General features: G+C 45.4%; 22 protein-coding genes and 2 pseudogenes. 1 reads left to right on the forward strand and 23 read right to left on the reverse strand.

Annotated elements, in window-relative coordinates; genetic code table 11:
* Positions 1 to 4: 4 nt before the first annotated feature.
* From ACFTRD_RS28470 to ACFTRD_RS28480, 3 genes are read right to left on the reverse strand one after another with little or no spacing between them, the layout of a single operon-like run.
* Positions 5 to 904 (reverse strand): carbohydrate ABC transporter permease, encoded by a 900-nt coding sequence (locus tag ACFTRD_RS28470; protein ID WP_379385873.1) that lies wholly within the window; start codon positions 902 to 904, stop codon positions 5 to 7.
* Positions 901 to 2367 (reverse strand): HAMP domain-containing sensor histidine kinase, encoded by a 1467-nt coding sequence (locus tag ACFTRD_RS28475; protein WP_379385875.1) that lies wholly within the window; start codon positions 2365 to 2367, stop codon positions 901 to 903. The genes ACFTRD_RS28470 and ACFTRD_RS28475 overlap by 4 nt, the downstream gene beginning before the upstream one ends.
* Positions 2364 to 3050, reverse strand: coding sequence for a response regulator transcription factor (locus tag ACFTRD_RS28480; RefSeq protein WP_379385877.1), 687 nt, complete (start codon positions 3048 to 3050; stop codon positions 2364 to 2366). Before ACFTRD_RS28480 ends, ACFTRD_RS28475 begins: the two co-directional genes overlap by 4 nt.
* Before the next feature lie 310 nt (positions 3051 to 3360).
* On the opposite strand from ACFTRD_RS28480, the pseudogene ACFTRD_RS28485 reads away from it, so the two are divergent.
* Positions 3361 to 3623, forward strand: a pseudogene (locus ACFTRD_RS28485) (MFS transporter); the annotation flags it as partial.
* A gap of 282 nt (positions 3624 to 3905) precedes the next feature.
* Here the strand turns inward: ACFTRD_RS28485 and ACFTRD_RS28490 are convergent.
* The 20 genes and pseudogenes from ACFTRD_RS28490 to ACFTRD_RS28580 form a co-directional block, all read right to left on the reverse strand.
* Positions 3906 to 4332 (reverse strand): annotated as a pseudogene (locus tag ACFTRD_RS28490) (ABC transporter transmembrane domain-containing protein); the annotation flags it as partial.
* Positions 4333 to 5354: 1022 nt separating this feature from the next.
* On the reverse strand, positions 5355 to 5714 hold the full coding sequence (locus ACFTRD_RS28495) for a GntR family transcriptional regulator (protein ID WP_379385879.1): 360 nt from the start codon (positions 5712 to 5714) through the stop codon (positions 5355 to 5357).
* Positions 5715 to 5943: 229 nt separating this feature from the next.
* Positions 5944 to 6948, reverse strand: coding sequence for a hypothetical protein (locus ACFTRD_RS28500; protein ID WP_379385881.1), 1005 nt, complete (start codon positions 6946 to 6948; stop codon positions 5944 to 5946).
* 47 nt (positions 6949 to 6995) lie between these two features.
* Complete coding sequence (locus ACFTRD_RS28505) at positions 6996 to 7484, reverse strand: small multi-drug export protein (RefSeq protein ID WP_379385883.1); 489 nt, start codon at positions 7482 to 7484, stop codon at positions 6996 to 6998.
* Between the two features lie 284 nt (positions 7485 to 7768).
* Positions 7769 to 8461 carry an ABC transporter permease gene (locus tag ACFTRD_RS28510; protein WP_379385885.1) on the reverse strand — a complete coding sequence of 231 codons (693 nt, stop codon included), beginning with the start codon at positions 8459 to 8461 and terminating at the stop codon, positions 7769 to 7771.
* The gene (locus ACFTRD_RS28515; protein ID WP_379385887.1) at positions 8461 to 9309 is read right to left on the reverse strand and encodes an ABC transporter ATP-binding protein; all 849 of its coding nucleotides are present in this window, start codon (positions 9307 to 9309) and stop codon (positions 8461 to 8463) included. The genes ACFTRD_RS28510 and ACFTRD_RS28515 overlap by 1 nt, the downstream gene beginning before the upstream one ends.
* Before the next feature lie 165 nt (positions 9310 to 9474).
* Entirely contained in the window at positions 9475 to 10482 is a 1008-nt protein-coding gene (locus ACFTRD_RS28520; protein WP_379385889.1) for a LytTR family DNA-binding domain-containing protein, read from the reverse strand.
* Between the two features lie 831 nt (positions 10483 to 11313).
* Positions 11314 to 11586 (reverse strand): YhjD family protein, encoded by a 273-nt coding sequence (locus ACFTRD_RS32585; RefSeq protein WP_483875048.1) that lies wholly within the window; start codon positions 11584 to 11586, stop codon positions 11314 to 11316.
* Positions 11587 to 11998: 412 nt separating this feature from the next.
* On the reverse strand, positions 11999 to 12265 hold the full coding sequence (locus tag ACFTRD_RS28525) for a hypothetical protein (protein WP_247899399.1): 267 nt from the start codon (positions 12263 to 12265) through the stop codon (positions 11999 to 12001).
* Between the two features lie 199 nt (positions 12266 to 12464).
* Complete coding sequence (locus tag ACFTRD_RS28530; RefSeq protein WP_379385891.1) at positions 12465 to 12620, reverse strand: hypothetical protein; 156 nt, start codon at positions 12618 to 12620, stop codon at positions 12465 to 12467.
* A gap of 749 nt (positions 12621 to 13369) precedes the next feature.
* Positions 13370 to 14821 carry an amidohydrolase family protein gene (locus ACFTRD_RS28535; protein WP_379385893.1) on the reverse strand — a complete coding sequence of 484 codons (1452 nt, stop codon included), beginning with the start codon at positions 14819 to 14821 and terminating at the stop codon, positions 13370 to 13372.
* A 696-nt stretch (positions 14822 to 15517) separates the two neighbouring features.
* On the reverse strand, positions 15518 to 16825 hold the full coding sequence (locus ACFTRD_RS28540; RefSeq protein ID WP_379385895.1) for a homocysteine synthase: 1308 nt from the start codon (positions 16823 to 16825) through the stop codon (positions 15518 to 15520).
* A gap of 249 nt (positions 16826 to 17074) precedes the next feature.
* The gene (locus ACFTRD_RS28545) at positions 17075 to 17920 is read right to left on the reverse strand and encodes a sugar phosphate isomerase/epimerase family protein (RefSeq protein WP_379385897.1); all 846 of its coding nucleotides are present in this window, start codon (positions 17918 to 17920) and stop codon (positions 17075 to 17077) included.
* Positions 17921 to 17958: 38 nt separating this feature from the next.
* A complete protein-coding gene (kduD, locus tag ACFTRD_RS28550) occupies positions 17959 to 18711 on the reverse strand; it encodes a 2-dehydro-3-deoxy-D-gluconate 5-dehydrogenase KduD (RefSeq protein WP_379385899.1) in 753 nt (250 codons plus the stop codon).
* Positions 18712 to 18792: 81 nt separating this feature from the next.
* Positions 18793 to 19551 carry a DeoR/GlpR family DNA-binding transcription regulator gene (locus ACFTRD_RS28555; protein ID WP_379385901.1) on the reverse strand — a complete coding sequence of 253 codons (759 nt, stop codon included), beginning with the start codon at positions 19549 to 19551 and terminating at the stop codon, positions 18793 to 18795.
* A 37-nt stretch (positions 19552 to 19588) separates the two neighbouring features.
* A complete protein-coding gene (kduI, locus tag ACFTRD_RS28560; protein WP_379385904.1) occupies positions 19589 to 20428 on the reverse strand; it encodes a 5-dehydro-4-deoxy-D-glucuronate isomerase in 840 nt (279 codons plus the stop codon).
* Between the two features lie 248 nt (positions 20429 to 20676).
* Positions 20677 to 21660 (reverse strand): zinc-dependent alcohol dehydrogenase family protein, encoded by a 984-nt coding sequence (locus tag ACFTRD_RS28565; protein ID WP_379385906.1) that lies wholly within the window; start codon positions 21658 to 21660, stop codon positions 20677 to 20679.
* A 368-nt stretch (positions 21661 to 22028) separates the two neighbouring features.
* Entirely contained in the window at positions 22029 to 23672 is a 1644-nt protein-coding gene (locus ACFTRD_RS28570; RefSeq protein ID WP_379385908.1) for a glycoside hydrolase family 13 protein, read from the reverse strand.
* A 58-nt stretch (positions 23673 to 23730) separates the two neighbouring features.
* Positions 23731 to 24432, reverse strand: a complete 702-nt coding sequence (gene pgmB, locus ACFTRD_RS28575; protein WP_379385910.1) for a beta-phosphoglucomutase — start codon at positions 24430 to 24432, stop codon at positions 23731 to 23733.
* A gap of 215 nt (positions 24433 to 24647) precedes the next feature.
* Positions 24648 to 26843: an alpha-L-rhamnosidase-related protein gene (locus ACFTRD_RS28580; protein WP_379385912.1), complete on the reverse strand. Its 2196-nt coding sequence runs from the start codon at positions 26841 to 26843 to the stop codon at positions 24648 to 24650.
* Between the last annotated feature and the right edge of the window lie 34 nt (positions 26844 to 26877).

Consider the following 26877-nt stretch of genomic DNA (forward strand, 5'->3'; position numbering starts at 1 on the left):
GCTCCTACTCCATGAATGAGCGGAACATCCGTTCCGTGCGGAACAGGATGAACACGAGCGCCATGATGCATAGCGCCATCAATACTGCCGCCGCCGACACTTTCTGAATATCCAGGGACAAAAACATGTTGTTCATGTAATGCTGCATCATATAAATGCGATCGTGCGGGTAAGCGCCGGCAACCAGATACGTCTCGCGGAACACCTTGAACGAATTCAACACGGACATCAGTACGACCAGAAACGTCGTCGGCGTCAAGTAAATGAGCGTAATGCCGAACAGCTTGCGCACAGGCCCGGCCCCTTCCAGATCGGCGATCTCATAATATTGCCCCGGAATGTTCTGCAAGCCTGCCAGAAACAGAATGACGTTGTAACCGATGTTTTTCCATATATAAACCAAGATGATTACAAAACCGGCCCATTCCGACTTCATCCAATCTCGTCGGTCAAGGCCAAAGTGCTGCATAACCGCATTGATAGCCCCGTTCCAATCGAACAGGATCTGCCAGACTAGCACGATTGAAGCGACCGGCACGACCAACGGCAGCACATAAGCTGTACGCAGCCAATTCCGAAGGAACACCCGCTGATTCAAAAACAGTGCGAGCAATAGCGATATAGCGATGAGAATCGGCACGCTGATCGCGGTGAACAAGAAGGTGTTGGACGCTGCTTTCTGGAACGAAGAACTGAGCAGCAGTTCCTTGTAGTTCGAAAAGGTGAGGCCGCCCCCCAATCGGTCTTCGAATGAGCCCAGAATGCTCTGTCCGAACGGAATGAGGTAGAAGATGGAAAACCCCACTAAGCTTGGAGCAAGCAGCCAGAATGCGCCCATTGCTTCCGATCGAATAAACCGCGAGATGCGGCTGCTGAAGACGTTTGAGGTCGCTTCGTTCTTCATTCTCTGTCCTCCTTGGCAAGCTTCAGCCGAAAGCTGACGCCCGATTGTTCATTGCTCACCTCGATTTGCGCCCCGCAGCTGGTCAAGATTTGCCTGACGATGGCAAGACCAAGCCCGAACTGGCCACCCGCCCCCGTGCGGTACGGTTCAAACAAGTCTTTCAGCATTGCGGCTTCGAGTAGTGGTCCGTCATTGCGAATTTCAATGATTCGTGTGCGGGACTCGTCCACGGAAGCCGTGATGGAAATTTGTCTATGGGCATAGCGGATTTGATTGTCCAGCAAATTTTCAAACACGACCCGCCATTGCTCAACATTGCCGTGGATTCGCCAAGAAGGCAGTTCAACAATCCAATGAAGCGCCGGTCGACGGAAGCGCAGCCGCTCCACCGTGCCTTGGACCACATCAGCGATGTTAAACCATTGGTGGGGAACCTCGCGCGAAGAAACGTACTGTAGCCTGCTAAGCGATATCAGTTCGTAAATCCGCTCCATGATCCGGTCGGACTCCTGCAGGATGGTGTCTACGCTTCCCTCCATCGTTCCTCTCGGATAAATGCCGTCAACAATGGACTGCGCATAGTTTCGAATAATCATCACAGGCGTTTTTAACTCATGAGAAATGTTTTGCAGCAGCGCTTGCTGCGTCTCATCCTGGCGAAGCAGCCGCTGGCGCATTTCGTCGAAGGCGAGGGACAGCTTGCCAATCTCGTCTCTTCGTCCCGACTCGAACGGTTCATGCCAGTTGCCCTCCGACATTCGTTTCACTTGGCGCTTCATCCGGGTGAGCGGGCCGGATAAATACCGAGCGAGCCAGATGCAAGGAATCGAGCTGAGTATCATAAATGCGATCAGAAGCAGCAGCAAATTGCGGAACATCGCTCCGGTCATCTCATTGCGATACTCCGACCATGCATAGGAGATCAGTACGCTGGAGCCGCCATTTGAGGCTTTGGAGATGGCGTAAAAAAGGATGTGGCCATCCACTTTGACTGCGTTAGTCTCAAGCGCCTTTAATTGCCCGGCGGCCTCCTGCTCGAGCCGCTTGGTTAATGAATCGGGCAAGCTCCTGTCACTGTTCAGAAAATACGCTTTCCCTTCCACCAATAATAAATGGCCGATCGCGGGCCCGCCCATGTATCCGGTCGGCTGAACTTTTTCGAATCGTCCGTCTGCGAGATCGTCATTCGGCGCTGCGGAATCGTCATCCGGCGCCGCTTGATCCGTTGGCAGGGTCATCTTTAACCCTACACCGCCGTCATCTCTTAACTCTAGATGTCCTTTATCAGAAATGTCCGCAACAAAGTTTAATTGCTGCTGGGAATCCCGAATCATCGCGTAGGTTTGCTCGGTAAAAAAGCTTTTCAGCAGATAGGGGAGAACCGAGGCCATCATCAAAAATAAGCAAAGCAACAAAGCGGCGAAGACGAACCATATTTTGATTGCCAAAGGCCAATGCTTCATCGTTTCACCAACCTATACCCGAGGCCGTATAAGGTTTCCAGCCGCAGCTCCGGCATTTTTTTTCGCAATCGCCAGATGAGATCGTCCACGACGCGGTCCGAGCCGAAGTAGTCCCGACCCCAGACCTCATTCAAAATATGTTCGCGCTGCACGACCAATCCGGCATGCGACACAAAATAGTGCAGCAGATCGAATTCCTTAGATGTCAGCTCCACTTCTTTTCCCGAACTCTCCCTCACAATGCGGGCTTGTCTATCAATCGTATAGGGCGGATATTCGTCCTGAGCAATCGGCGCAGCAGACTGTGTATGAAGTGCTTTTCCATAAATGCGCTCCAACAGCTTGCTGACGCGGATGATGAGCTCGCGCGTCTGAAACGGCTTCGCCAAGTAGTCGTCGCTGCCCAGCTCCAGGCCGTTAATCCGGTCCAGATCGGAATCCCGCGCAGAAATAAAGATAACTGGAATGGACTCGTTTGCTTTACGGATCTCGCGAATGAGTTGATAGCCGTCTATTCCGGGAAGCATAATATCCAGTATCCACAGATGAGGCTCCTGCGTTATCGCACGTTTGGCTTCCTCCCCATCCTTAAAGGAAACAACATTCCAGCCTTCCCGCCGCAAGTATGAACAAATGAGCTGATTTAAACTGACTTCGTCCTCAACAAGATAGATGGTATACAAGATGATCTCCCCTTTGTGGGCCTATTTACAACTTACCAAATCAATTTAGCAGAAATATCTTAAGATTATCGGAAATTGTCTGAGCGCGTTGCAGCGAACACCATAAATTTATTAGAATGTGAAATCTGTATCCAGTTCGGGCTATTTGGAGGCCTGAGTGTTTCGTAATACAATTCGACAACGATCGGATTACCGGCTTATATCGGACTGCGATCGACGTCATGCTTCAAGGGATAGAGAAACACATAAATTTTTTCACCCAAAAATGACCGTACGGTCAGTTTAATGCAGTCTATTAGGGAATATGTTTATGAAAGCATTGTTCACCAACCGGGTATTCCGAATCGTGGCGTTCGCTGACCTTTTGCAGCAGTTGGTGATCTGGATCCGAAATATTTCGCTGCTGATCTACGTCATGGTGCAGACCGACAGTAATCCCGTACCGTTTCCCTGCTGAACGTGATGGAATACGCATCGAAATTTCAGTTCTCTTTCATCGGAGGCACATTCCCCGACCGGTGCAATCCGAAGCGGACGATGATCGCCGGCGATCTGCTCAACGCGCTGTCGATCGAAGACTCGATATCATGATTAGCAGGGGCTTCCGCAAAAGCTGCACAATGCGTTAGCCCGACTGCTCGATATAACGGAACTCCGCATAACCGGCGAGCGCTGCAGTAAGCGGATCGAATAATCGGGTTCCGATGATCTAGAACCTTCAAATTTGATGACATCCAGACTTCCACCAAGCAGCAACTGCACGCCGGTCATGACCCCGACGGGCTGACGATCGCCGTCACTTCCCCTTGGCGAGCGGTAAAGAAAAGTCCGCTTGCGCATCGGTATGCGCAGGTTCCGATCCGATAATTTCACGCCGTAGTCACGGTAGCGAATCACATCCTCATAAAACTGGTGGAACGACTGCACGGTTTGCCCGAACACCTTGACTGCTGGCATCCCCTGAACATACTGGACGGCAGAAGCATTCATCTGTTCCAGCGAATCATGGCAAAGCTTGAGGTTTTCTTTCGTCTTCGGTCCGATGATTAGTGCGATCCGAACCGCAAAAGCGAAGATAATCGGCATAAAGCACGCCAGTGCCAAACCAGACATTCAGCGTAACCATTACTGCGAGCATCAGGATCGTGGTCACGGCAGCCTGGACGAGATCGGGCAAATGATGGGCAATGAATGTTTCCACTTTCTCCACGTTATGTTTCAACGTCTTCTTGACTGCTCCCGTCGCTTTGCTGCTCAGCCAACCAAGCGGAAGCCTGCCGATATCTGTTGGTTCAACTTCTTTTGCCGCTAGTGCCACTACACTAAACAACAACTCTGTGGAAAGTGTACATAGTTCTCCTTCCTCTTCTAAATATGTTGAAATTCAACAAATTTTATCGAAATCTCAATATCCTACTCTCGGGGAAATCCCTACAACATTAAACTATGCTGAAAACGACTTTTTTGGTGTTTTACAGTTATTATCAGTGGATGGTCAAACTGGATACACTTGGACAGTTACCTATGGAGGATATATTTCTAATTAAATGTGAGCATGCTGAAAAGAGAATTCACCGTTCAGGCAAAACCTGAAAGGTGTATTCTCTTTCTTAATGAATTATACCAAACATTTGTTCTCATTTGTACAATTACGTTTAACTCTAGGAATTATCAGAAACTTTTTTCTTACAAATATCTATCATCTCACTTAAAGGTTGTACAGACTTAAGCTCAACCCAATCATTAAATTGATTTTTTCTGGATTCTGTTGCTTTCCCTTTGTAAGTAGTATCTTGGTCGGCAATGATAATTTCCCAAATCTATGTTCCACTTTTCTCACCAATTGAGCACAGTCTTGTGACATTTACAATTTCAACTACGTGTAAAGTAGTATAGTAGATAGTATGCTCCTTTAGATCCCACACCTCCTAACAACAATATTTCGACACCACGGAAGGACATTCCTATCATAATGTTGAAAGTTTGGGTGAAAGAGATGTCAATTCAATGTATCATTAATCATAATGAAAAAAATATGTTGTTGGTGAAGGGAGCTTTTGGATTTACGACCATCAAGGTAACGAATTAAACCGTTATTTATTCAATCAATTTTCAACAGGAGAAGGAAGAAATGCTGAGACTGGTCGATCAAGCCAAATTTTCATCGCATTATCATCTAGAATGACCGGCATTCTATCATGTACTTTTTCCGTAACTCTGTTCGGTAATGTTGGGAACATTAAGCCAATAATAAATAAAAATGGATTCAGATTAAGGGAATAGATCGAATTATTATCGAATACCTCATGGCAAACGCGATAGCGCATTAAGAAATATGACTTGCAATTGATCGGATGAGTAGTTAAGTCTATTTCCGAATTCAACTGCCTGCACAATAGCTTCAGTTATGAGATGCTCCCTATCTTTCGCAATTTTATGTTCGTCTGCGTAAACAAAAGTCCCCACCCCTTGGGAGGTCAAAATATATCCTTCGCGTGCTAAGTCTCGATATACCCTTTTTGTTGTGATCAAACTGCAACCGAATTCGGCTGATAGCTCGCGGACAGACGGCAATCTAGATCCAAATGGATATTCTCCTCTAATAATGGCCTCGCGAATTTGATTTTTTATTATAATATAGAAAGGCTTTTCATCCTTGAGCATTAATCCCCCCCTCCCATTTCAACTCGAACTTGTCGCCCTTATTGCTCCCAGCAACAAGTTCGACCAACGTCATACCTTATCATTCCGTCTCCTGCTTGAGCAACATGGATCAATCCGGATGTACTCCGGATTGAATCGTTTTAGCTGTGGTCACCCCAAACTTCATACTAAGGCTCGCATAGACAATCAATATAATTGCGGCAGACAGGCATGATCTTGGCCGAATATATTATCGTTCAAATGGATCATCCACACGAATTCCCCAGTTGAAACCACGATCATAAAGAAGCCTAGCGTCATAGTCTGTGACGATAACCATATTTTTATCTTCTCCGCTAAGTCGGATGGTACCATCTGGCTGTTCCTGGAATACAAGCTCAATATTTTGCTCGGGCATAGAATAGTAGTCTACAATTTTTTCATCAGGTTTTCGTAGTCTCCGCAATTTCAATTGAATTGTTTCTGCTCCGATACGTTGGTAAATTCCTTCCAAAAGCGATCCGTCGGCTATTCGAACTTGGACATTGGCGGTTCCATTCTTCTCTACATCTCCAAAGGCAATCTTTTGCCATCTTTTATCCTCTGATAACTGTGCAGCTGGTGTTTCAGTATCTTCTTGCACAACCCACACTCCAGCAGGGGCAGACTCATTGATTTCTCTTACTGGTTGTGTTGTTAATGAAAACCAAGCCACGAGACCTAGAATCACGACTCCCGTTATGGGGCCGACAATTCTGGTCACGCGCGAGAACTTTGGCCAAGGGATAAGCGTTGGAGTGGTGATAGCTGAAATGTGTCCATTCCCAACCAAGGCTTTTGTTACTCGTATCATCCATGGCAGAATAACTATTGCAGACATGATGAGTAGAGCAAGCGAGATCTGCTTCCCTGGCATATCATAGCCTAAATTCAGAACGAATACGAATGACATCGAGGCTACCCCAATCATCCCACCTAGTACAATTGTACGTCGCCATATCAAAGCAACAGCAGCACCAACTTCTGAAACTCCGGCCAGAAGTTGAAACAAAGGTGAAAATGCTACCATTCTTGATAGTAGACCCATAGGGCTCATTTCGCCTTGAGAAATCAGTGCGTCCCCCATATCTGGTACTCCAAATTGGCCAAGTCCGAGTTTTATCGCACCGTTGTAAAGAAGAGTGACCGCCAGAAGGAATCGTATCGCACCGTGTATCCACCACATTAGTGCCAATAATTTTTTTTTGTAATCCATAAATTGCTCCTTTAGTTGTTATAATATCTCATCAAGTCCCCCTAAAATTAATTAAAAAAGTTTATTCCAAACATCAATAAACCCCCAATAACAATTGACCATAGAGCAATAGAGACTGTTATCCAGAGGCTAACATAGTTTTTGTTGGCTCCTGCTGCCAAAGAGGCACCAGCTGCTACGTGAAACGATAAGAGAATACCTGCTAAAGAAACCCCTGGAACACCATATTTATCGAAATATTGTCTTGCTTTTATAGCACGTTTACTGGGCTCATTCTTCTTTTTTTTCTTCTTCACTATCTTGGAACGAAGCATATTAATAACCCATATCAAAGCCATTACAGATACCCAGTTTCCCAATGCTGTTACTATAATTACTGGTAGAGTGGGCGCTCCTAGAATTACCCCTATCGGTATTGCACCGTGCATTTCAAAAAATGGTATTACAGAAAGGGCGAAGAAGATTAGTAATTGTAAAAACAAATTTCCTTCTAGACCCGGTATTAAGTTAAAATAAACCTCTTGTAATTCTTTCATATCTAAATTCCTCTCACGTGTTTATATTTTCAAAACACTATAAAATTTTATTTCTATGCCAAAGGATAAGGCTGGTAATTAATTAATTCAGAGTCAGTCAAAATACAATAGTTCTTCTAACTTCTTGCCCAGAGTAATATAAAGAATCAACATTTGTTGATTTACATTTATAGAGATTTCCTAGGGGAAAAAATAAAGAACAAGATTAATCACTTCTTCATTTATGAATCTATCTATCTTGTAGCAACCTGATCTTTGCCCCTTCCTAGCGGACGTTTTTTCCCCTAGTCGTCTGTGACTGTTTTTTTAAAGCAGATATACATGAATAACGCTGCACCAATTACCCATACAGCTAAAACCCACAATGGTAGCCACGAACTGTTAACGTGTATTTCTATGGCCTGCATGACCGGAAACTTATTGATGATATTTAGCGCTATACTGTCCTTATCAAGTCTGAAGAAGCTAATCAATGGTGTAAAACCGAACAGAAACATGACTGGCATCATGTAAGCGGATGTTACGGCAAGTGATTTTGAAAATAACCCAATTCCAATGCCAAGCAATAGAAAGAATAAGAACAGCAAGACTAGTCCAATGATTACTCTGAAGTTCATAAACGGTTCTATGCCAATAATCCCCAGCGACAAAACAAGGGAAATCAAGGTGATTAGTCCAGTGACCAGACTTTTTCCGATAATAATATCCAACAACGAAGCTGGGGATTGAATCAGACCACGCAATGTTTTCTTCTCATTTTCTTCGGCCATCATGATCATAATGATGCCTAATGTAACCACTGAAAAAACCGCCCCAACAATCACATAGATCAAGTTAAGTGGAAGTTGGACATCTCCAATCAAGTTGTAAAATAACGCCATGACAAAAGGGAGCACCGGCATCGCCAACAGCATCATGTTTTTCATAAAGTCTTTGATGTCTTTTTCAAAAATGGCAGTGATGCGTTGAATGTTCATTATACTAGCTCCTGTCCAGTCACTTTTAAAAAGATCTGACCAAGTGTCGGATGATCTGTATGCATTGCTTTTACCTGGCCGCTTGCAATCAGTTTCCTGATTTGATCGGCTTTATCCGGTTCATTTTTAATGACCAGTTGTTTTCCGTCAAAGGTCTCCACATGAAAATTGTGGGTAGAGTATTTGTAGCGTAATGCAGCCGGATTGTCTAATTCCTGCAGTTTGCCATTATGAAGAAACGCCACACGGTCACATAACTCTGTTGCTTCCTCCATATTATGGGTGGTCAAAAAAACCGTTGTTCCAGCTTCGTTCAGCTTCAACAGCCCACGATGAATGTGTGCCATGTTTCCAGGATCCAGAGCAGACGTCGGTTCATCGAGAAATACGAGTTCAGGCTTATGAATGAGTGCTTTTGCCAGCAGTACACGTTGTTTCATTCCTTTTGACAACTTCGAGACCGTTTTGGAACCTTCATCTTGCAAATTAACTTCACGCAGGATTACTTCGATTTGCTTCAGTGGCGAATTGTATAATTTGCAAAATAACTTCAGGTTATCATAGACGGTCAAGCGTTCATACAAAGAGCTGTTATCCGATAATATTCCAATCCTGGATTTGAAATCAGATGTTCCAAACTTTGCTGAACCCATACCGAGCACTCTCACGTCACCAGCTGTTTGCGTCAGCTCTCCGGTCAATATTTTAACCGTTGTTGTTTTACCAGATCCACTTGGACCAAGCAATCCGAAAATCTCCCCTTGCTTTACATGGAAACTGACATGTTTAATGGCGGTATTTTCCCCGAATACTTTCCGCATTCCTTTTACTTCAATTGTATCTTTCAACTGTACACCTCCTTCGATCAACTGCTTCAATCATAGCGAACCCGAGCTTAGGGTGCAGTAAAATCAGAATGGAATGTACCATAAGGAGAGTGAACTGTACCGGAATTCAAGTTAAAAAGCTAAATTTGTAAGTCGCCTATTCCAGCTATTAATAGTGAACTGTACTTATTTCAGGCTGAATTTCTCCTGGATATCCTGAATTTTGGTCCGAGACAGCGGAATGGTCGACATTATTTTATTGTCAATTCTAAGGGAATACGTATTTTTCGACCATGTAATAATCTCGCGTACCTTTTGCAGGTTCACAATGTAGGATCGGTGACAACGATAAAATCCGTAAACTGATAATTTCTTTTCGACTTCGGTAAGTGAGGAATCCATGGCATATGATTCATCATTAATTACAATCATTGCAATTCCATCCCGGCTTTCGATGTAATCGATCTCAGGCGGGTCAAATAAAATTATTTTATCATCCACTTTTGCTGAGATCTTGAATAGGTTTGCAGTCGTTGATGCGCCGGAACTCTCCAATTCGGGAGTTATTTTGTCCTCCTCAACAATTTCAACTTGCTTTAAACCGTTATGCTGAAGCTTGTAAGCAATATCCCCAATTAACAGAGCGTGTTCCATGTTGGAAACTAAAATGAGTACAGGTATTGGATAATCTTTAATTTTTTGAAGCATATTGATAAAGGTATTGATTGTCTTGACATCAACACCATGTATTGGCTCGCAGAACATCATTGAAGAGACAGCCTCTGAAGCATATCCTCTTCCCCAAGATGATTTAGCTCCACATGAATTATTAACACCACTCATATAATATTTGGCAAAATAAACCCTGCGGATTTCAGATTCCGAGCACTCGTGTAAAGGTTTTTTTGCACAGCCTTGCAGTTCAAACTGCACTAGAATTTCAGGCAACGGGGTCTTACATCCGAACCATTTATGAAAAAAGGTTATATTGTTTTCCACCGTTAGGCGCATGTATAATCCTTCCTGCTGATCACAAATCGAGATGTTGGTATTGTTGCGGAGGACCCTGACCAGCTCAGCCTGCAAATCTGTATCACTGTAAACAGCCGTCGTATGCGAATCACTGATGGTAAGGGAAAATAAGGGAAGCAACTCGCCGTTTATAATCTCTGGATTAATTGTAAAATTGGTCATTCCTTCATCCCTTCTGTTACTTTTCACGATATTTTTATAACTATTTGATTATTTTTGCCTGAAACGTGTTCTGTGGTGTTTTAAAATAAAGTTTGATCAAGATGGGGTTATATAGGCCTAATTTCAGCAAAAAGATCAGAGGCTGCTTTTGAAAAAGGATTGCTCGTATTGACTTTTCTGACGGACTTAATCAAGACATCTCCGTATTGACCTGGGCGTTTGAACCCATATAACGACTTGCTGATGGTACCATAGATATCCTTATAGCGAGGGCCAAACTGATAACCAAAAAGAAACATTGGAGTTAAAAAGCCTATCTTCCTTTTTACTGATAATTCTAAGCAAAAAGCCTGCCGACAAACTCCTCAAATTCTTCCTCGCTTAGGTTTCCCTCTTCTGATAGTTTGTGGTCCAGGTCTTCATTCTGTTTTGGAGAAACTCTAATTCGGCCTCCATCTCTTCTAATGATAAACCTTCCACACTTTCTGGAAGGACAAGATTGTTGCACAGTTTGTCATGCAACTTGGCTAAATTTCCAACCGCTCTATCGATAGATCGCATATTTGATGAATTCTCTTCTTTTCCGAGATATTTCAAACTAAGGTTAAGCTCTTTGTAGAGATCCGTTATTTCTTTATTACCTTCAAAGAACTCTTCCAACATGAATACGGAAAATAAGCTTTTTGAATATCATTTCTCTAAGAAACTTCTCTAATCCCCATCAATACATTTGCAACATCTCTGACATTCATCTTGATTTCCTCCTCCAGGGGATATTTTAAAAAAGCAGCTAACCTATAGACAGCTGCCATTTAAGTTATTCTTTAACGCTTAATTTTTGATAAGTTCTATTCTAAGATGCTGGGCTAGACGTTCCTCTGCCCTGGCTTGCATTACACCATCAAGAATCCCGCTTTCCTTTGTATACCCTCTGCACAAATACTTAGCGTAGGTTTGTCCCATCTTTCGTCCTTCTTCAATAATCTTAATTCCTCGTGTTCGCATACTCTTTCGTACTTCAGTTAGTTCTTCGGTAACACTATCCATGGGTGTTATTAAATGCAACTCAAATACTTCTTTCAATCGCAAATTACTTGATTGGATTTAATCTAAATTATCCTGTAGGAAATCCAAAAGTACAAGGAGTTCTAGATATTCTTTTACGAATGAACGGTCTTCACCTTCAGGTTGCTTGTTCGTACTAACCACCTAATTTCTAAATTAGTGTCACAAGTTATGTCTGGCCTTGAAGTAACCAGTCATCTCTGTATGTAATCCCTGGTAGTTTGTTTCGTTAATCAAAGCACTTACAGTCTTCTCAATTGAATCATAAATTTCACACCAATTAAAACAAATAGAACTCGTAACCATTTCTATTAACCGAAGCTAATAGTAAATTCAGGCGCAAACTTATAGTACCTTCTGGACTCATCAGACGAATTAATCCAATCTGATGGATTTTGTAAAAAGAATCACACGTTCTATTGCTGTTGCATCAATTCCAAAACGTTTTTTTTCAAAGACTTCCAATTATATTAATATCAGCTGAGGAATTTTTCGGTGTATTAGTATCCATAATTCGTACATAAATATTATTTGCAAAAACTCCCTGATACTGCTCTGTCAAATAATAGGGTGTATTGTGATCATTGCGTACAACTATTACATCGATAATCGTTTTAGATAGTTCAATTGACTGGACTGTAACAGTTGGTCTTATTCCACCAGCAAACTTTTTATCACTAAGAAAAGATACTAAATCTTGTGTTTTCTTTCTGTTCAAATCGGTTACTACTTTATTATTTAAATTACCATATATCGGAACAAATCTGCCCGTTAGTTCAATGAATTGAAGGGCAAGATTACGATTAGATACACGCCTAATTGGCAATAGGCACATGTTCTTGTCTAATACGGTAATCTGTACAAGTTCTTGTCCTTGGCTCGGGACAAGAACTTGTACAGATAAAGTAAAAAAGCCGCTAAAATAGCGACTTCAATGGGACCATGTTCTTGTCCCTCGACACTCCAAGTAATTCGTAAATTTTGCCCTGCTTAATATTGGGTCTTACATTGGAATCGGCCTCTGAACCTGCATATGCTTTGGTTACGCTAATCCTGCGCGCAATATATGTCATCGCTGTGTTCTCCTTTGTTTACAGTCCCTGGCGGGTTAATACCTGTATTATAAAGAAAGAAGCCTTCATATTTATTACGTGAACCTTCCAAAAATCTTAAGCTTGAGAAAACTCTTATGTACGTAACAACGATGTCTAACCGCAGTTCAAGTGAATAGAAAACACAAGCCCTTTGTATGGAACGCTTTATGAATCAATATTTTCACCCATATGCTCTATAAGTCGTTTAGTAGTGGTTAAACTAAGAGCCTTCCCCTGATAGTGCAGATTTCATGAATCCTCGAGTATATAAATTCGTTAAACACACAATTATGCTTCACTCGGAATTACATCAGCCCTGATTGCGTACAAAGATACCACTTAATTCCGAGATAAATACAAAAAAACTTAAGTATTTGGCACAACCAAAACTTAAGAATTCAATGTAAATCATACTTAATTATTGTAAAATTATAAATCACCTTTTCAATAATCACAATATTGCATATCTACAAAAAGTATCTCAATGGATCTTGTACGAAAGAATGATGGAGAAGCAGGCGTTAGACCGAGCAGTTAAAACATACCACGTGATGAAGGTTACTAATTTGAAAGATCAATTAGAATTCGGGTTATTTACTCCTCCCCCTCTCCTTCCTGATTTAGAAGTGAAAGGCCTTTGAAGAATACCCTTCCGCTTCTTATTCGAAGGGAAGGGCTGGACAATAATAATTGTGATGAAAAATTGCTTTATTGGTAAATGACCTGGATCATTCTGGTTCTACTTTTGTATCGGCAACCTGTATCACGGGATATGTTTTAACCGACTGGTCTAAAGTCTGCTTCTCCATTAGCTTCCCGTCCAAAACAACCGCGGATATGCTTGTCGTGTTTCGAATGTCCTCAAGCGGGTTCTTGTCAAGCAGCACGAGATCGGCGAGTTTTCCTTCTTCTACAGCCCCTAACTCCTGCTCTCTATCCAAATATCGTGAAGGATTCAGCGTTGCTGACTGCAAGGCCTGCAGCGGAGTAAGGCCGCCGCTTTTCACTAACATTTCGAGTTCATCGTGCAAGGAAACACCGTATATAAAGTTAGTCATTTCGTAGCTGGAATCGGTGCCTGCAAGCATCGGCACGCCGGCATCGCTCAACTTTTTGACCATGCCTGGCGTTGTGGAATTGATGGCCGTCATTAATTCCGTTTGTTCAGGAGGCGTTGCGCGAATCACTTCAGCCCAGTACTCCTGTACAGCAGTTGGTACATATTTGGACCGCGAGTCGATTTCGGTTTTTGCCATATTAAAATAGGTAACCATGGTCGGGACAGGCCAGACTTCCTTTTCTTTGAAAGTACGAAACAACTCGTTGGCCTTCTCAGAATCATAATGTTGAGAGGCCTCAATCTCTGCCAGCGAATAACCGATCAAATCGCTCATGTCCGCATTCTTGAAAAGTTCGTCTTCGATGCTCGAAGTGGCAATAAACAACCCGTGGAGATGTTCTATGCTCTTGAATCCCAGTTGAGCAGCTTCGCTAGCCCGCACCTCTACTGGCAAATGACCGACTACCGGTAAATTGAACTTTTTGGCTTCGTCCATGACTGCCAGAAATACAGAACGTGGCAACCAGGAGTATACTTTGATATGACTTGCGCCTATCTCCGCATTGTGACGTACGGCTTCGCGCGCTTCTTCCTCTGTTTTTAAGTAAAGCATGTGAGGGGCTTCATCAGCCGGCCCTCCATTTAAGGTCAAACCTGCATAGACAAGACGTGGAGTTGTCATACCGGCTTGAATACTCTTGTTCCACTGATCGACGTTTGTGAGCGCCGCCCCCATCTCCCTTACTCCAGTCACTCCGTTAGCCAGAAAGAGTGGGAAAGCATTTTTATAATTTTCTTCCAGATGGACATGCATGTCCCACAAGCCAGGAATGACATACTGTCCTTTAGCATCCCTGACCTGTGCGAAATCGGGGATGTCCATGTCCTCACTGTTTCCAATGTGACTTATCTTATTTTTCGTAATGGTAATCGTCTGATTATTGACTAACTTGCCGGACCTTACGTCCACTATTGTCGCATGCTGAATCACCAACGTCTGACTAGGATCAGTCTCCTTGTTTGTATGATTAGGATCTGTACATCCTGTTAATAGAATTAATAATGCCATAAATCCTAATAGCGGCTTCCCTAAATAACGATTTTTGTTCAACAAACTCATCTTTATCCTCCTCGTAGTTATGAATCATTTTGGGTATAATTTGATAGTAAAGTATAGATCCTGCTTTTTTATTAATGAATCCTTACAAAAAACTTACATTAGAATGGGTGAAAGAAATTTATTCAACTGTAGACGCTTTAAATGATGCATTAGAATTTGTGTTTGAGTTTTGGAAAATGTTAAGTCCGATTGTATACAACGTTCCTCTCTACCTCGCATCTTTCATCTGAAAGAACATCAATAGAAAAAACACCCTCCCGACCATAACTAATTGCTATTAGCTCCATCATTAAACTAATCTGCCCGTTAGCTTAATGAAACAGTTAAAGATGCTCATCAACATTGGTACCAAGTTCTTTACCTTTGATCGAAAAAAAGACAAATTCCTCACAAAAAAATCGTTATTCACGCGAATTCTTAAATTCAAGTTCTTTATTTCCCCTCCATCATGTTGCTCTTTAGATAACTACCTAATCCGAAATGACACAATGTTCTTGTCCATTTCGGCAATGGTACATTGTTCTTGTCCTCAGCTTAGGACAAGAACTTGGTTCCTTAAAGCAAAAAAGCCGCTATAATAGCGACTTTGAATGGAACAATGTTCTTGTCCCGCGACAAGTTTTCTGATTACCGGCTGCTGAAACGCAAAAAAGCCGCCCGTCCTAAAGGAAGGCGGCTTTCATATGATCCCTTTGGTTACGCTCCAACACTTGCTCCCTGACTCGCCTTGATGGCTTGCTCCAGGTCATAGAGGATATCCTGAATATTCTCTGTGCCCACAGATAGACGAATCAGCTCCGGATTAACACCTGCTGCGGTCTGCTCATCTTCTGTCAGCTGTTGGTGCGTTGTACTTGCCGGATGAATGATCAGTGACTTGGAGTCACCTACATTCGCAAGGTGCGAGAACAACTTCACATTCTCAATCAGTTTGCGTCCCGCATCCACGCCGCCTTTGATCCCAAAGGTCAAAATGGCGCCTTGGCCTCTCGGCAAATACTTCTGTGCCAGCTCATAGGAAGGGTGACTCGGCAAACCTGCGTAGCTTACCCATTCCACATCCTCATGTTTCTCCAGATATTGCGCCACAGCCAGTGCGTTGCTGCTATGACGTTCGACACGCAGATGCAGCGTCTCCAGTCCTTGAATAAGCAACCAAGAATTGAAAGGTGAAATCGGTGCCCCGAGGTCACGCATCAATTGTACCCGTGCTTTGATAATATAAGCAATCGGTCCAACAGCTTCCGTATACACCACACCATGATAGCTGGAATCCGGCTCCGTCAGTCCCGGGAACTTGCCACTTGCTTTCCAATCGAATTTGCCGCTGTCCACAATAACACCACCGAGTGATGTACCGTGACCGCCGATAAATTTGGTCGCCGAATGAACGACAATATCCGCTCCATGCTCGATTGGACGAAGCAAATATGGACTTGGGAATGTATTGTCTACAATCAAAGGAATGCCATGTTCATGAGCGATAGCGGCCACAGCTTCGATGTCCAGTACGTTGCCTTGCGGATTACCGATTGTTTCAGCGTACAATGCTTTTGTCTTATCCGTAATCGCCGCCCGGAAATTCTCAGGATCACTGGAATCTACAAACTTTACATCCAGGCCAAGTTTCGGTAGTGTGGTTGAGAACAGATTATATGTTCCCCCATACAGACTGGCTGCGGAAACAATCTCATCTCCCGCACCTGCGATGTTTAAGAGGGAGAACGTAATCGCTGCCTGACCGGAAGCGGTAGCCAGTGCACCCGCGCCTCCCTCAAGTGCAGCAATACGTTGTTCGAACACATCGGTGGTCGGATTCATTAGACGGGTATAGATGTTGCCAAACTCTTTCAATCCAAACAGATTGGCTGCATGCTCCGTATCACGGAATCCGTAGGATGTTGTTTGGTACAACGGTACAGCGCGTGCGTGGGTAGTCGGATCAATCTCCTGGCCTGCATGGACTGCCAATGTTTCAAATGAAAGCTCACGTTCGTTTGACATAAATCTGTTTCCTCCCTTAACTTATACGTTTGGCACTTAACTAGGTGTCATGACATGGTGGCGTATGTTTTCCATATTCTCTCACAAGATGTCGCTTTTGAAAAGAAATATTTCCGATTTCTCCGATGAGAAATGTTAATTATGTATTTTAAGGAATCTATACCAAAAAACCTTTGCAGAGAGCAAAGGTTTTTTGATTTGATTTTGGGCAACCATACCTGCTGGATGACCACCTGACACTTTTACCATCTATACCCGAACCCCACTCCACACTTCGCGTAAATACTTGGCTGCCGGGACCGCTTCTTCCGCCGTTACCCCTTCTAGCGAAATATCGATGTGTGGTTTATAGGTCTTCAATAGTTCAAAAAATAACGGATAATCCAGGATGCCCTCGCCGGGCACCGGATTGTACTTCTCACCCTGCGCATTGAAAGCCACATCTTTGGCATGAATGACAATGATACGCTGATACAGCGTTTCCATCACTTCACGCAGGAATGCAGACTGATCAGCCACATGGGGCTGCTTGATCAAATTACAAGGATCGAACAGCATGCCCAGATTGGATGAAGGAATTTCTTCAAACAGCCGGGTCATATGCTCACGCGTATGAAGTGTATGGGTAGATACAGGCTCAATCGCCGCATGAACACCCCACTTTTCCGCTTCTTCCGCCAGTTCCTCTACCGTCTCCCGCAGCACCGTCCACGCCTTTTCTTCATATCCGTCTGGATGAGATTCCCGATACGTATCCAAGCCCCCGGTCTCCGTTGCCACCATGCTGCAACCGAAATCCCGGGCATAACGCAGATGCTCCTTGAATCGATCAATGTCTGCACGACGGGCTACAGGATCAGGATCAATCGGGTTAATGTAGCAACCCAGTACCGCAATCTTGACTCCGCGCTGTGCAAATTGATCTCCGATCTCGTTCGCCAGTCCAGGGCTCAGCTTGCCATTGGCCGAGTCTACATCCGACAAAGCCTTGGCTAATGCCAGCTGTACCGAATTAAATCCATTATCCGCAATGGTCTGTGCAAGCTGTGCTGTAGGTTGTTTGCCAAACGTATGCGCCAGAATACCAAGTTTCATGTCCATGCCTCCTTTACAGTCGGATTGCTGACAGGGTTTTAACGAGCCATCCAGCCGCCATCCACATTCAATATGTGACCATTCAAATAATCCGAAGCTGCCGATGCCAGGAATACAACCGGACCCTTCAAATCCTCAGGTGTTCCCCAGCGTCCAGCCGGAATCCGTGCCGTGATGTCACGGTAACGATTTTCATCGGCGCGAATCTGAGTGGTATTGTCTGTTTCCATATAGCCTGGTGCTATCCCGTTGATCTGAACACCTTTGCCTGCCCATTCATTTGCAAGTGCTTTCGTTAAACCGGCTACCCCGTGTTTACTGGCCGTGTATCCCGGTACGTTAATTCCGCCTTGATAGGACAGCATGGATGCAATGTTAATGATCTTGCCGCTTCCCCGTTCAATCATATGTCTGCCGGCCAACTGGCTCAGGAAAAATACCGTATTCAGGTTAAGACCGATGACATCATGCCAATCCTGTTGACCGTGATCAGCTGCAGGTGTGCGACGAATAATTCCCGCATTGTTGACCAGAATATCAATTCTCCCTTGAAAGGCTAACGCCTTTTCAAACACCCCGGTCAATTCGTCTTCACGGCTCAAATCAGCTTCAATCACATACGCTTTCCGTCCGAGAGCCTCAATGGCACGCGCTGTTTCCGATGGATTGGAGTAAGACACCAGCACAACATCCGCCCCCGCTTCAGCAAGGCCAACCGCCATTCCTTGCCCCAATCCTCCCGAAGTACCAGTAACAAGTGCAACTTGTCCGCTTAAATCAAATGGGTTCATGAATGATTCCTCCGCATGGTTATTGGTATGCAAACCGTGTTCTACAGCCCCGGTGGTCAAGTAACCACTGTGAACTGAAGGTCAGCTCTGATAATCCACTTCGATGCCATTTTGCCTGTACAGGGATGCTGTCTCCTCATCCAAGCGACTATCGCTAATAATGCAGTCCAACTCCGAACAGTGTGCAAAGGTCCGAAGGGCAAATTGTCCGAATTTATAATGATCCACGACGCCATAGACCTGCTGAGATGCAGAGATCATTGCCTTTTTCAGCGGCACCAGATCTCCTGTATATATGGAAAGTCCAAATTCCGGATGAAGTGCAGTCGTTGAGATAAACGCTTTGTGAATATTGAGACCGGAAATGAAGGCCGCCGTATCGTCTCCCACCAGCATATTGCGCACTCTTGCTCCACCGGGCACAACCAGCCGCACCTGTTCCTTTTTGGTCAACTCCGCAATAATGAACAGATCATTGGTAACCACGGTAATGGGTTGATTGTCCATACGCTTCGCCATCTCCAGCGTAGTGCTTCCGCCATCCAGTGCAACAATATCTCCTGGTCGGATATAAGCAAGGGCTCGCTCGGCAATTTCCGTTTTTTCCGAATGATGCTTTTCCGTAGCCCCACGACTTGTGAGGATGCCGTACTGGTCGTTCTGAGCCAGCATCGCACCCCCATGGACACGTACGAGCAATCCCATGTTTTCCAGCTTGTCGAGATCCTCCCGTACGGTCTTGCCCGTCACCTGCAGCAGTTCACTCAGGTCACTTACGGTGACTTCCTGCCGTTCCAGCAGAGCCTCCATAATTTTTTCATGTCTTTTCAATGGATTCATCACAGATCAACTTCCTGTTTCTTTGAAATTTACGCGCCTATTTCAGGTCCTTCATCGCCACGCCGTCCATATCCTCGAACGTCTGGTTTTCACCAGCCATTGCCCAGCAGAAGGTATAGCTGCTTGTACCCACACCACTGTGAATGGACCAACTTGGGGAAATGATCGCCTGACGGTCGCGTACAACCAGATGCCGCGTTTCATTTGGCTCACCCATCATATGGAATACGACACCATCTTCCGGCAGGTTCCAGTACAAGTATACTTCGGAACGGCGATTGTGCGTATGTGCAGGCATGGTATTCCACATGTTACCCTTGTCGAGTTCCGTAATGCCCATCACCAGCTGACAGCTCTGGATACCGCCTTCTCCTTGGTGGATATAGCGATAGATTGTCCGTTCATTCGAGCTTGCGATACTGCCGAGATGGTTCGGCTGAGCCTGCTCCTGAGTAGCCTTTTGCGTAGGATAAGTATGGTGCGCCGGTGTGGACACAAAATAAAATTGGGCCGGCTGTTCGTTGCCGTTACTCTTAAACACAACTTCTTTTACACCTCTGCCGATATACAGGCACTCTTTCGCCCCAATCTCATAGCCCTGACCATCCGCTGTCACTGTTCCGTGACCGCCAACATTAATGATACCGATTTCACGACGCTCCAGGAAAAAGTTCGTTCCGATATCCTTCAAATTCACTTCAAGTGCAATATCCTTGCTTTGAGGTACAGCCGTTCCTACAATATAACGATCCACATGAGAGTAAACGGTTACCAATTCATCTGTGGCAAACAATTGCTCCATCAGGAATTCCTCACGCAGTCGGGACGTATCATACGTTTTCACTTCGTTCGGGTGTGCAGCATAACGGTTTTCCATTATTAATCCATTCCTTTCATTCGTCAGATTACGTTCATATAAGTTCATTTTAGTTCATTATGTATCTTTTGTGTACCTTTTTTTTATAAAAAAGATGTGTCTGAAATAAAAATCCCTAAGGAGTACGGTTGCAAAGCTTCTCCGCATTCTCATTAGGGACTATCTGGATCTTCTAACTTCCACTTGCGTTATTGATAAGTAACTATTATAAGATCGTTACTGCTGCCACATTTTTTTATTCATTACAATTAACTTAATAGAAGAACCTTTCCATCGATACTCGATTCTGCGGTTGCAATGGCCTGTTTCACATTTGCTAGCTCAAACGTTGCCGCAATGTTTGCCATCAATAGCCGCCCTTCCCGAACTAGCTCAATCACTTCATTAAATACCTGTTCCCATCGTTCTTGCGAGCATCGTTCTACCCAATGTTTCAGCCAAAAGAGTTTAACGTTAACTTGTGTTCCGCGGGTCATCTCATGCCATAACGGTGAGATGCCTGAGAGCAGTCCGACGCTGATTACCGTGCCATGCGGCCTTAGAAAACTCACGAGCCGCTCTCCGTCTGTCCCTCCGATGCAGTCGACGGCCGCATTAGCGCCACGCCCCTCCGTTAATTCTGAAATTTTCTCCTTCAATAACTCTTCCATCGTATTCAGAACAGAAAATGCGCCAAGGCGATATAATTCAGCCGAATGGCGATCGTTTCTTGTAAGCGCAATCATACGGAATCCCAGAATCTTCGATAACTGTGCAAAGATTCGCCCAATCGCGGAACCACCTGCATTGACAATCAAGGTATCGCCGTACGTAAGATGAAGCATATCTGTACAAATCAGCCAAGCTGTTATCGGGTTAATGTAGATCTGACTTGCCGACTCGTCATTAATATCATCGGGCACGAAGATCGTATGTCGATCCAAAGTCTTCACCATCTCTTGCCACGTGTTCTCACCTTTCAGCGGTAAGACGCGTCGACCCAACAGTTGATTGGACACTCCCGGCCCTACTGCCTCCACTACACCCACTCCCTCGAACCCAGGAACAGCTGGCAGCAGGGTCCGATGCGGATATGCGCCACGGATCGGAATGACATCTGAGGGATTAATAGGCCGAGCGCACATCCTCACCGCCAATTCACCGGGGCCAGGGGGGACTAGCTCCTTCTCTTCTATGCACAGCACTTCGTTCGGCTCGCCAAAACGGTAATAACGTATAACCTTAGCCTTCATTATTGCATCTCCTAAAATCATTTTTCTTAGATAAAAATATAAATATAGTATGTAATAAAATAAATAATAAACAACGCTGTTTATCCAAAAAATAGGGAATTAGTTTTAAACGAGACATCCTTTTCAGTAGAATTAATAGCTCTCCTAACACAATTTCAAAAGGAGATCTCTCAAGAAAAAGATTACCCCATTTACGAACTTAGTGTAAACGTTATTACTGAAAAGAAGGGCAGAAAGTTTTGCAAATGACCGTATATCATCATACAATTGAGTACTTCTAAAAATAGATTAATAATGTCCTTAGTGTTGCAACAAATAAAAGAACCTGACGGGAACATCCCCGCCAAGCTCTGGTTAACATCGATGTATTATAACGAATAAATAAGCGCCTCGTAAGGAAGCAAACGAACGGTCCCGTTCCTGACTTCTTCGGAGGTTGAACGATTGATATTGCCAATGACCAGGCGGGCATTCGTATACCGTTCACCAAATGATGCAGGCAGACGATAGGTCTGCTCCCGGTCCGAATGATTGAGCATGACAAGCCATGTCTCCCCATCCAGACTGCGGCTATATGCATATACATGCTCTTCCCCTGCCGATTGGTCACGATAATCTCCGTAAACCATAACTGCATGCGTTTTACGCAAGGCAATCAGCTGCTGATAATATGCAAATATGGAATCTTGCGCAGCCAAATCCCGCTCCACATTAATCTCTTCATAGTTGGGATTCACCTGCATCCACGGCTGCCCTTCGGTAAACCCGGCGTGCTTGCTGCTGTCCCACTGCATTGGTGTGCGGGAATTATCCCGGCTCAGCGGCTGAAGACTGTGGAGGACTTCATCTGGTGCACGGCCTTTACCGATTTCTTCCTTATATTTGTTCTTCATTGCAATATCGTGATATTCATTAATGGAAGAGAAACGAACACCCGTCATGCCGATCTCCTCTCCCTGGAATACATACGGTGTTCCCGGAAGAGTATGAATCATGGTCGCCAGTTGTTTGGCGGATTCCACACGGTATTGTCCATCATTGCCATACCTTGAAACCTGTCGGGTGTGATCGTGATTGTTCAGGAACTGGGAGTTCCAACCTTCATGACGGAATGCTTCATACCAGCTCTCCTGAATTTCCTTGTACCGTGCCAGATCCCAAGTAGGCATGTCATCCGCCACCTGGAAATGGAATAACGTATGCAGCTCTTTCCGGTTATCCCCCACATACAGAAGGCCATCCTCTGGTGTGACAAACGGAATTTCTCCTACGGTCATGATGTCATAATGCTGGAGAACCTCCCGGTTCATTTCCTGCAAATATTCATGAATGCCCGGATTATTGCCCAGATAATCAATATGTTCGGGGTGCTCCGCATCCGGGAAACCTTCCAGCTTGGCGAGCAGATTAATAACATCCATGCGGAAGCCATCTATGCCCTGATCCAGCCAGAAACGCATCATCCGATAAATCTCCTGACGCAGTTCGGGATTCTCCCAATTCAGATCAGGTTGCTCTTTCGCAAAGGAATGGAAATAATACTCTCCCGTCCGCTCGTCGTAGGTCCAGGTCGTCGGTTCAAAGTAGGAGCGCCAGTTGTTCGGCGGACCGTCCTGTTTACCCGGCTTCCAGATATACCAGTCGCGTTTCGGATGATCGACGGATGAACGCGATTCCTCAAACCATGCATGCTGCTCTGATGTATGATTGACCACCAGATCCATAATAAGCTTCATGCCTCGTTCATGGACCTTGTCCAACAGTTGCCTGAACTGCTCCATCGTCCCGGCCTTGGCCATGATGCGGTAATAATCCGCTATGTCATATCCGTTGTCTTTATCCGGCGATTCGTAAATGGGATTAAGCCAGATGACATCAATGCCCAGACTTTTGATATAGTCGAGCTTGAGTATCAAGCCTTCCAGATCCCCGATGCCGTCTCCGTTCGCATCCAGGAAGCTGCGCCAGTAGACCTGGTATACAACCGCTTCTTTCCACCACGCCTGATTCACGCTGCATCCCTCCTTTTTCCTTCGTGGTTCTGATCCTGTAATGGGATTTGGTTCTGCTTCAATAACTTTCCTTCAGCAAGTTCTCTCTCAGCGTGCTTTCCAGGAACGACAGCGTTAGCTGTTTTGTATCCTTCAATACCACGTCTGCTCCTGAACCTTTGAGTACAGCTTCTTCACCAATACCTACGGCGATCATGCCTGCGGATTTGATGGCCTCAATGCCCGCCTGTGCATCCTCGATGCCGATGCAGGCCTTAACGTCAGCACCCACTTCTTCCGCTCCCCGCAGGAACAGATCAGGTGCAGGTTTGCCATGCGGAACGGAATCCGGATGTACCACATAGCTGAACAACGAGTCCAACTTCAGCGCCTTCAGAATTTGAGGTGCATTTTTGCTGGCCGAAGCGATGACCGCAGGAATGCCGGAGGCTTGCAGCTCAAGCAGCAACTCCCGAATTCCGGGATAGGTGTGCTCCGGTGTCAGTGAATCCAGCAACGAGACGTAATGTTCGTTTTTACGCTGTGCGAATTCTTCCTTTTCCTCGGCCGAAAACGCATCTTCCTTGCCTCCCAGACGTAAAATGCGCGCCAGCGACTCTCCGCGGCTAATGCCCTTTAACTGCTCGTTGAACTCCCGATCAAACGGAATATCCAGCGATTCCCCCAGCTTCTTCCACGCTACATAATGGTACTCCGCTGTGTCAGTAATGACACCATCCAAATCAAAAATAACGGCTTGAAGTGCTCCGTTCCCTTTCATTTACCCGTTCCTCCCCATGTTATTGCTCTAGTTGAGTTCAACTAAAAGATATTTACACTGGCCACTACGATGACAGAACAACCTTCCGATCGCTGTTATCCCCAGATTTTTTTGATATCCTTTTCAGAAGGGAAAATCCGGGGATAAAGGCGAACACTTCGCTTCTTCAGGTTATTTCTGCCCTCTCCGTTATCGTGTAAATGTTTAGTTGAACATTATAGTTGCCATTCAATCCGACTCTCGCTGCTTTCCCGTCTTTCGCCCTTCCAGTCCAGAACGATCGTCCAGCCCGATTCGTTGGAAATGCTCGCATATCGAATGCCCTCACGGGATTCAAAATGAATATCGAACGCTGCATCGCCTACCATCAGATGCTCCAGACTGCACTTCTTGTCAGCCCACGCCTGTGGCAATACAGGTGATATCGTCACCCGGCGCTTGTGCGCTTCCGGCTGAACTCCGAAGAAATGTCGTACCACAGGTACAGCCAGTGCATAGATCGTCCACGCTTGCACTACACAGCCGTAGTCCGGAGACATCTCCGAGAACGAACCCGGCAGTACACGTGAGAAGCTTTTCCCCATCCGGCGCAGTAAATCGAGCGCGTGATCCGGATGCCCGTACGCCGCTTCTGCAACCGCATGTGCTCCCGTAGAGATCGTCATCGTTCCCTGTTGATACATGGCAGCAAGATACGTACCGTATTCACCAATGAAGTCGCGGTTTCGCATCGCTTCCAGAGCACGCTGTGCCTTGTCCTGATCGGCAATTCCTGCTTCCATCGGAGTGACAATGACCCAGTTTTTGTTTAGCAGCCAACCGCGGTCTGACTGATTCTCACCTGCATCGGCCAGCAAGCCTTCCACGTACTCCCGGTAGTCTGTGATCCCTTGCTTTTCAGCGAGAGAAACCATGTAATCCACCTTGGGCACAATATCGGAAACAGGTGCAACGGCATCCGCATAGAGGCTGTCTTTTTCAGACCAATACACATCATTCACCGCTTGTACCGCTTGCTCAGCCAGCTTATGATACGTCTGGTGACGCTCGGTTTCACCCAGATAAAGACTCATCTGCTCCAGCGCCTGAAGTGCCTTGGCTGTGTATACAGCACTATCAATCAGCTCCATATTCAATCCGGCAATCTCGATAATGCCGTAACCGGATGGGAACAGGTCTCCGTCCGGGTCCATCTCACCCAGCAGCCAATCGATGCCCTGAACACAGTAGTCATAATGCTCGCGCAGAAGTGCGTCGTCTCCGGTCCACAAGAACATTTCCCATACAAAGGCGATATAGTGTGCCGTCTCCTGCGTGTTGCCGCGATTAGACACGGCTCCTATCGTGGTCACTTCATGCACAAAACGTCCATTGCCGTTTGCTTCCTTGGATTTCTCCAGCAACAAATTCAACGTATCCCGCACCAGCTGATGATCTCCCGTAGCAAGAACACCCTGAAGCGCATACGTACTGTCACAGCCGAACCACCATGGATACGTTGGCCCACCTGCTGTCAAACCACGACCGATTCCATCTACTTGCTGCACCAGCCACTGATTATTGCGCTTCACCCAAGCGAATTGCTCGTTCAGCTCATCTTCGCCTTCAATGGTAAGCACTGAACGCTGATCCAGCTTGTCGTAGAACTGCTGCTTCTGCTCTTTCAATCGAAGGTGATCACGTTCGATGACTGCATAAGTCTGCTCACAGGCTTCACGGGACGACTCCGAACCGGCAACAAATAACCGGAAGCGGAACACATCCTTCTCCTCCAGCGTGCAATCTGTTACAAAAGAAATGCCTGTGCCCTTGCCTGCCGTCAGTTCTGGTCCGTAAATCTCCGGCCCAACCGTCATTTCCGTTCCAGGCAGGTCACTTCCAATCATGGCATACCAGTCTTGGGTATCATCTTTTACGATGACCTTGCGCGAAGACATAGCTTCTGCCGTTTCACCTACGCCCGGGATAATTCCAATCTCATCGGAATACCACACCGGACGGAGATCGGTACGTGACAGCAGCTCCAGCTTGAGCCGGGTTGTTCCTTTCCCGTAAGCGCTGATCTCATATTCTGCGACCATGCCTTTTTCATAATCGGGGGCAAACTGACTGCGTTCGATGGATACCGGAATGTGGCTCAATCCGTGATCATAATCGAAACGGCTCCCACCCCACGACTCACTCGTGAATCCGTCTGCCCTTGCCCATACAGCAATGTCGCGATCCAGATCGGTTACCTTCAGCCAAAAACCGTCCAGCAGCTTGATCGGATGCAGCCATACACCGCCCATTTCGTTAGCCATATGATGTCCGAAATCGGGAAAGTATCCGTCCTGGGTACCGCAAATTTTTACATATTCACCTGCGTTATAATACAAATTAAAAGGATGTCTGCTTGTTAATGTGGCCATGGTAATCCTCCTTTGCGGTTTGCCTCACCGCTCA

The organism is Paenibacillus sp. NPDC056933, assembly GCF_042674385.1.
In the GTDB taxonomy this organism is placed as follows: Bacteria; Bacillota; Bacilli; order Paenibacillales; family Paenibacillaceae; genus Paenibacillus.

Coding starts and splice junctions, on each gene's coding strand:
- ACFTRD_RS28470 (WP_379385873.1), bottom strand. CDS start 904: ATGAAGAACGAAGCGACCTCAAACGTCTTCAGCAGCCGCATCTCGCGG.
- ACFTRD_RS28475 (WP_379385875.1), bottom strand. CDS start 2,367: ATGAAGCATTGGCCTTTGGCAATCAAAATATGGTTCGTCTTCGCCGCT.
- ACFTRD_RS28495 (WP_379385879.1), bottom strand. CDS start 5,714: ATGCTCAAGGATGAAAAGCCTTTCTATATTATAATAAAAAATCAAATT.
- ACFTRD_RS28500 (WP_379385881.1), bottom strand. CDS start 6,948: ATGGATTACAAAAAAAAATTATTGGCACTAATGTGGTGGATACACGGT.
- ACFTRD_RS28505 (WP_379385883.1), bottom strand. CDS start 7,484: ATGAAAGAATTACAAGAGGTTTATTTTAACTTAATACCGGGTCTAGAA.
- ACFTRD_RS28510 (WP_379385885.1), bottom strand. CDS start 8,461: ATGAACATTCAACGCATCACTGCCATTTTTGAAAAAGACATCAAAGAC.
- ACFTRD_RS28520 (WP_379385889.1), bottom strand. CDS start 10,482: ATGACCAATTTTACAATTAATCCAGAGATTATAAACGGCGAGTTGCTT.
- ACFTRD_RS28530 (WP_379385891.1), bottom strand. CDS start 12,620: ATGACATATATTGCGCGCAGGATTAGCGTAACCAAAGCATATGCAGGT.
- ACFTRD_RS28535 (WP_379385893.1), bottom strand. CDS start 14,821: ATGAGTTTGTTGAACAAAAATCGTTATTTAGGGAAGCCGCTATTAGGA.
- ACFTRD_RS28540 (WP_379385895.1), bottom strand. CDS start 16,825: ATGTCAAACGAACGTGAGCTTTCATTTGAAACATTGGCAGTCCATGCA.
- ACFTRD_RS28545 (WP_379385897.1), bottom strand. CDS start 17,920: ATGAAACTTGGTATTCTGGCGCATACGTTTGGCAAACAACCTACAGCA.
- kduD (WP_379385899.1), bottom strand. CDS start 18,711: ATGAACCCATTTGATTTAAGCGGACAAGTTGCACTTGTTACTGGTACT.
- ACFTRD_RS28555 (WP_379385901.1), bottom strand. CDS start 19,551: ATGAATCCATTGAAAAGACATGAAAAAATTATGGAGGCTCTGCTGGAA.
- kduI (WP_379385904.1), bottom strand. CDS start 20,428: ATGGAAAACCGTTATGCTGCACACCCGAACGAAGTGAAAACGTATGAT.
- ACFTRD_RS28565 (WP_379385906.1), bottom strand. CDS start 21,660: ATGAAGGCTAAGGTTATACGTTATTACCGTTTTGGCGAGCCGAACGAA.
- pgmB (WP_379385910.1), bottom strand. CDS start 24,432: ATGAAAGGGAACGGAGCACTTCAAGCCGTTATTTTTGATTTGGATGGT.
- ACFTRD_RS28580 (WP_379385912.1), bottom strand. CDS start 26,843: ATGGCCACATTAACAAGCAGACATCCTTTTAATTTGTATTATAACGCA.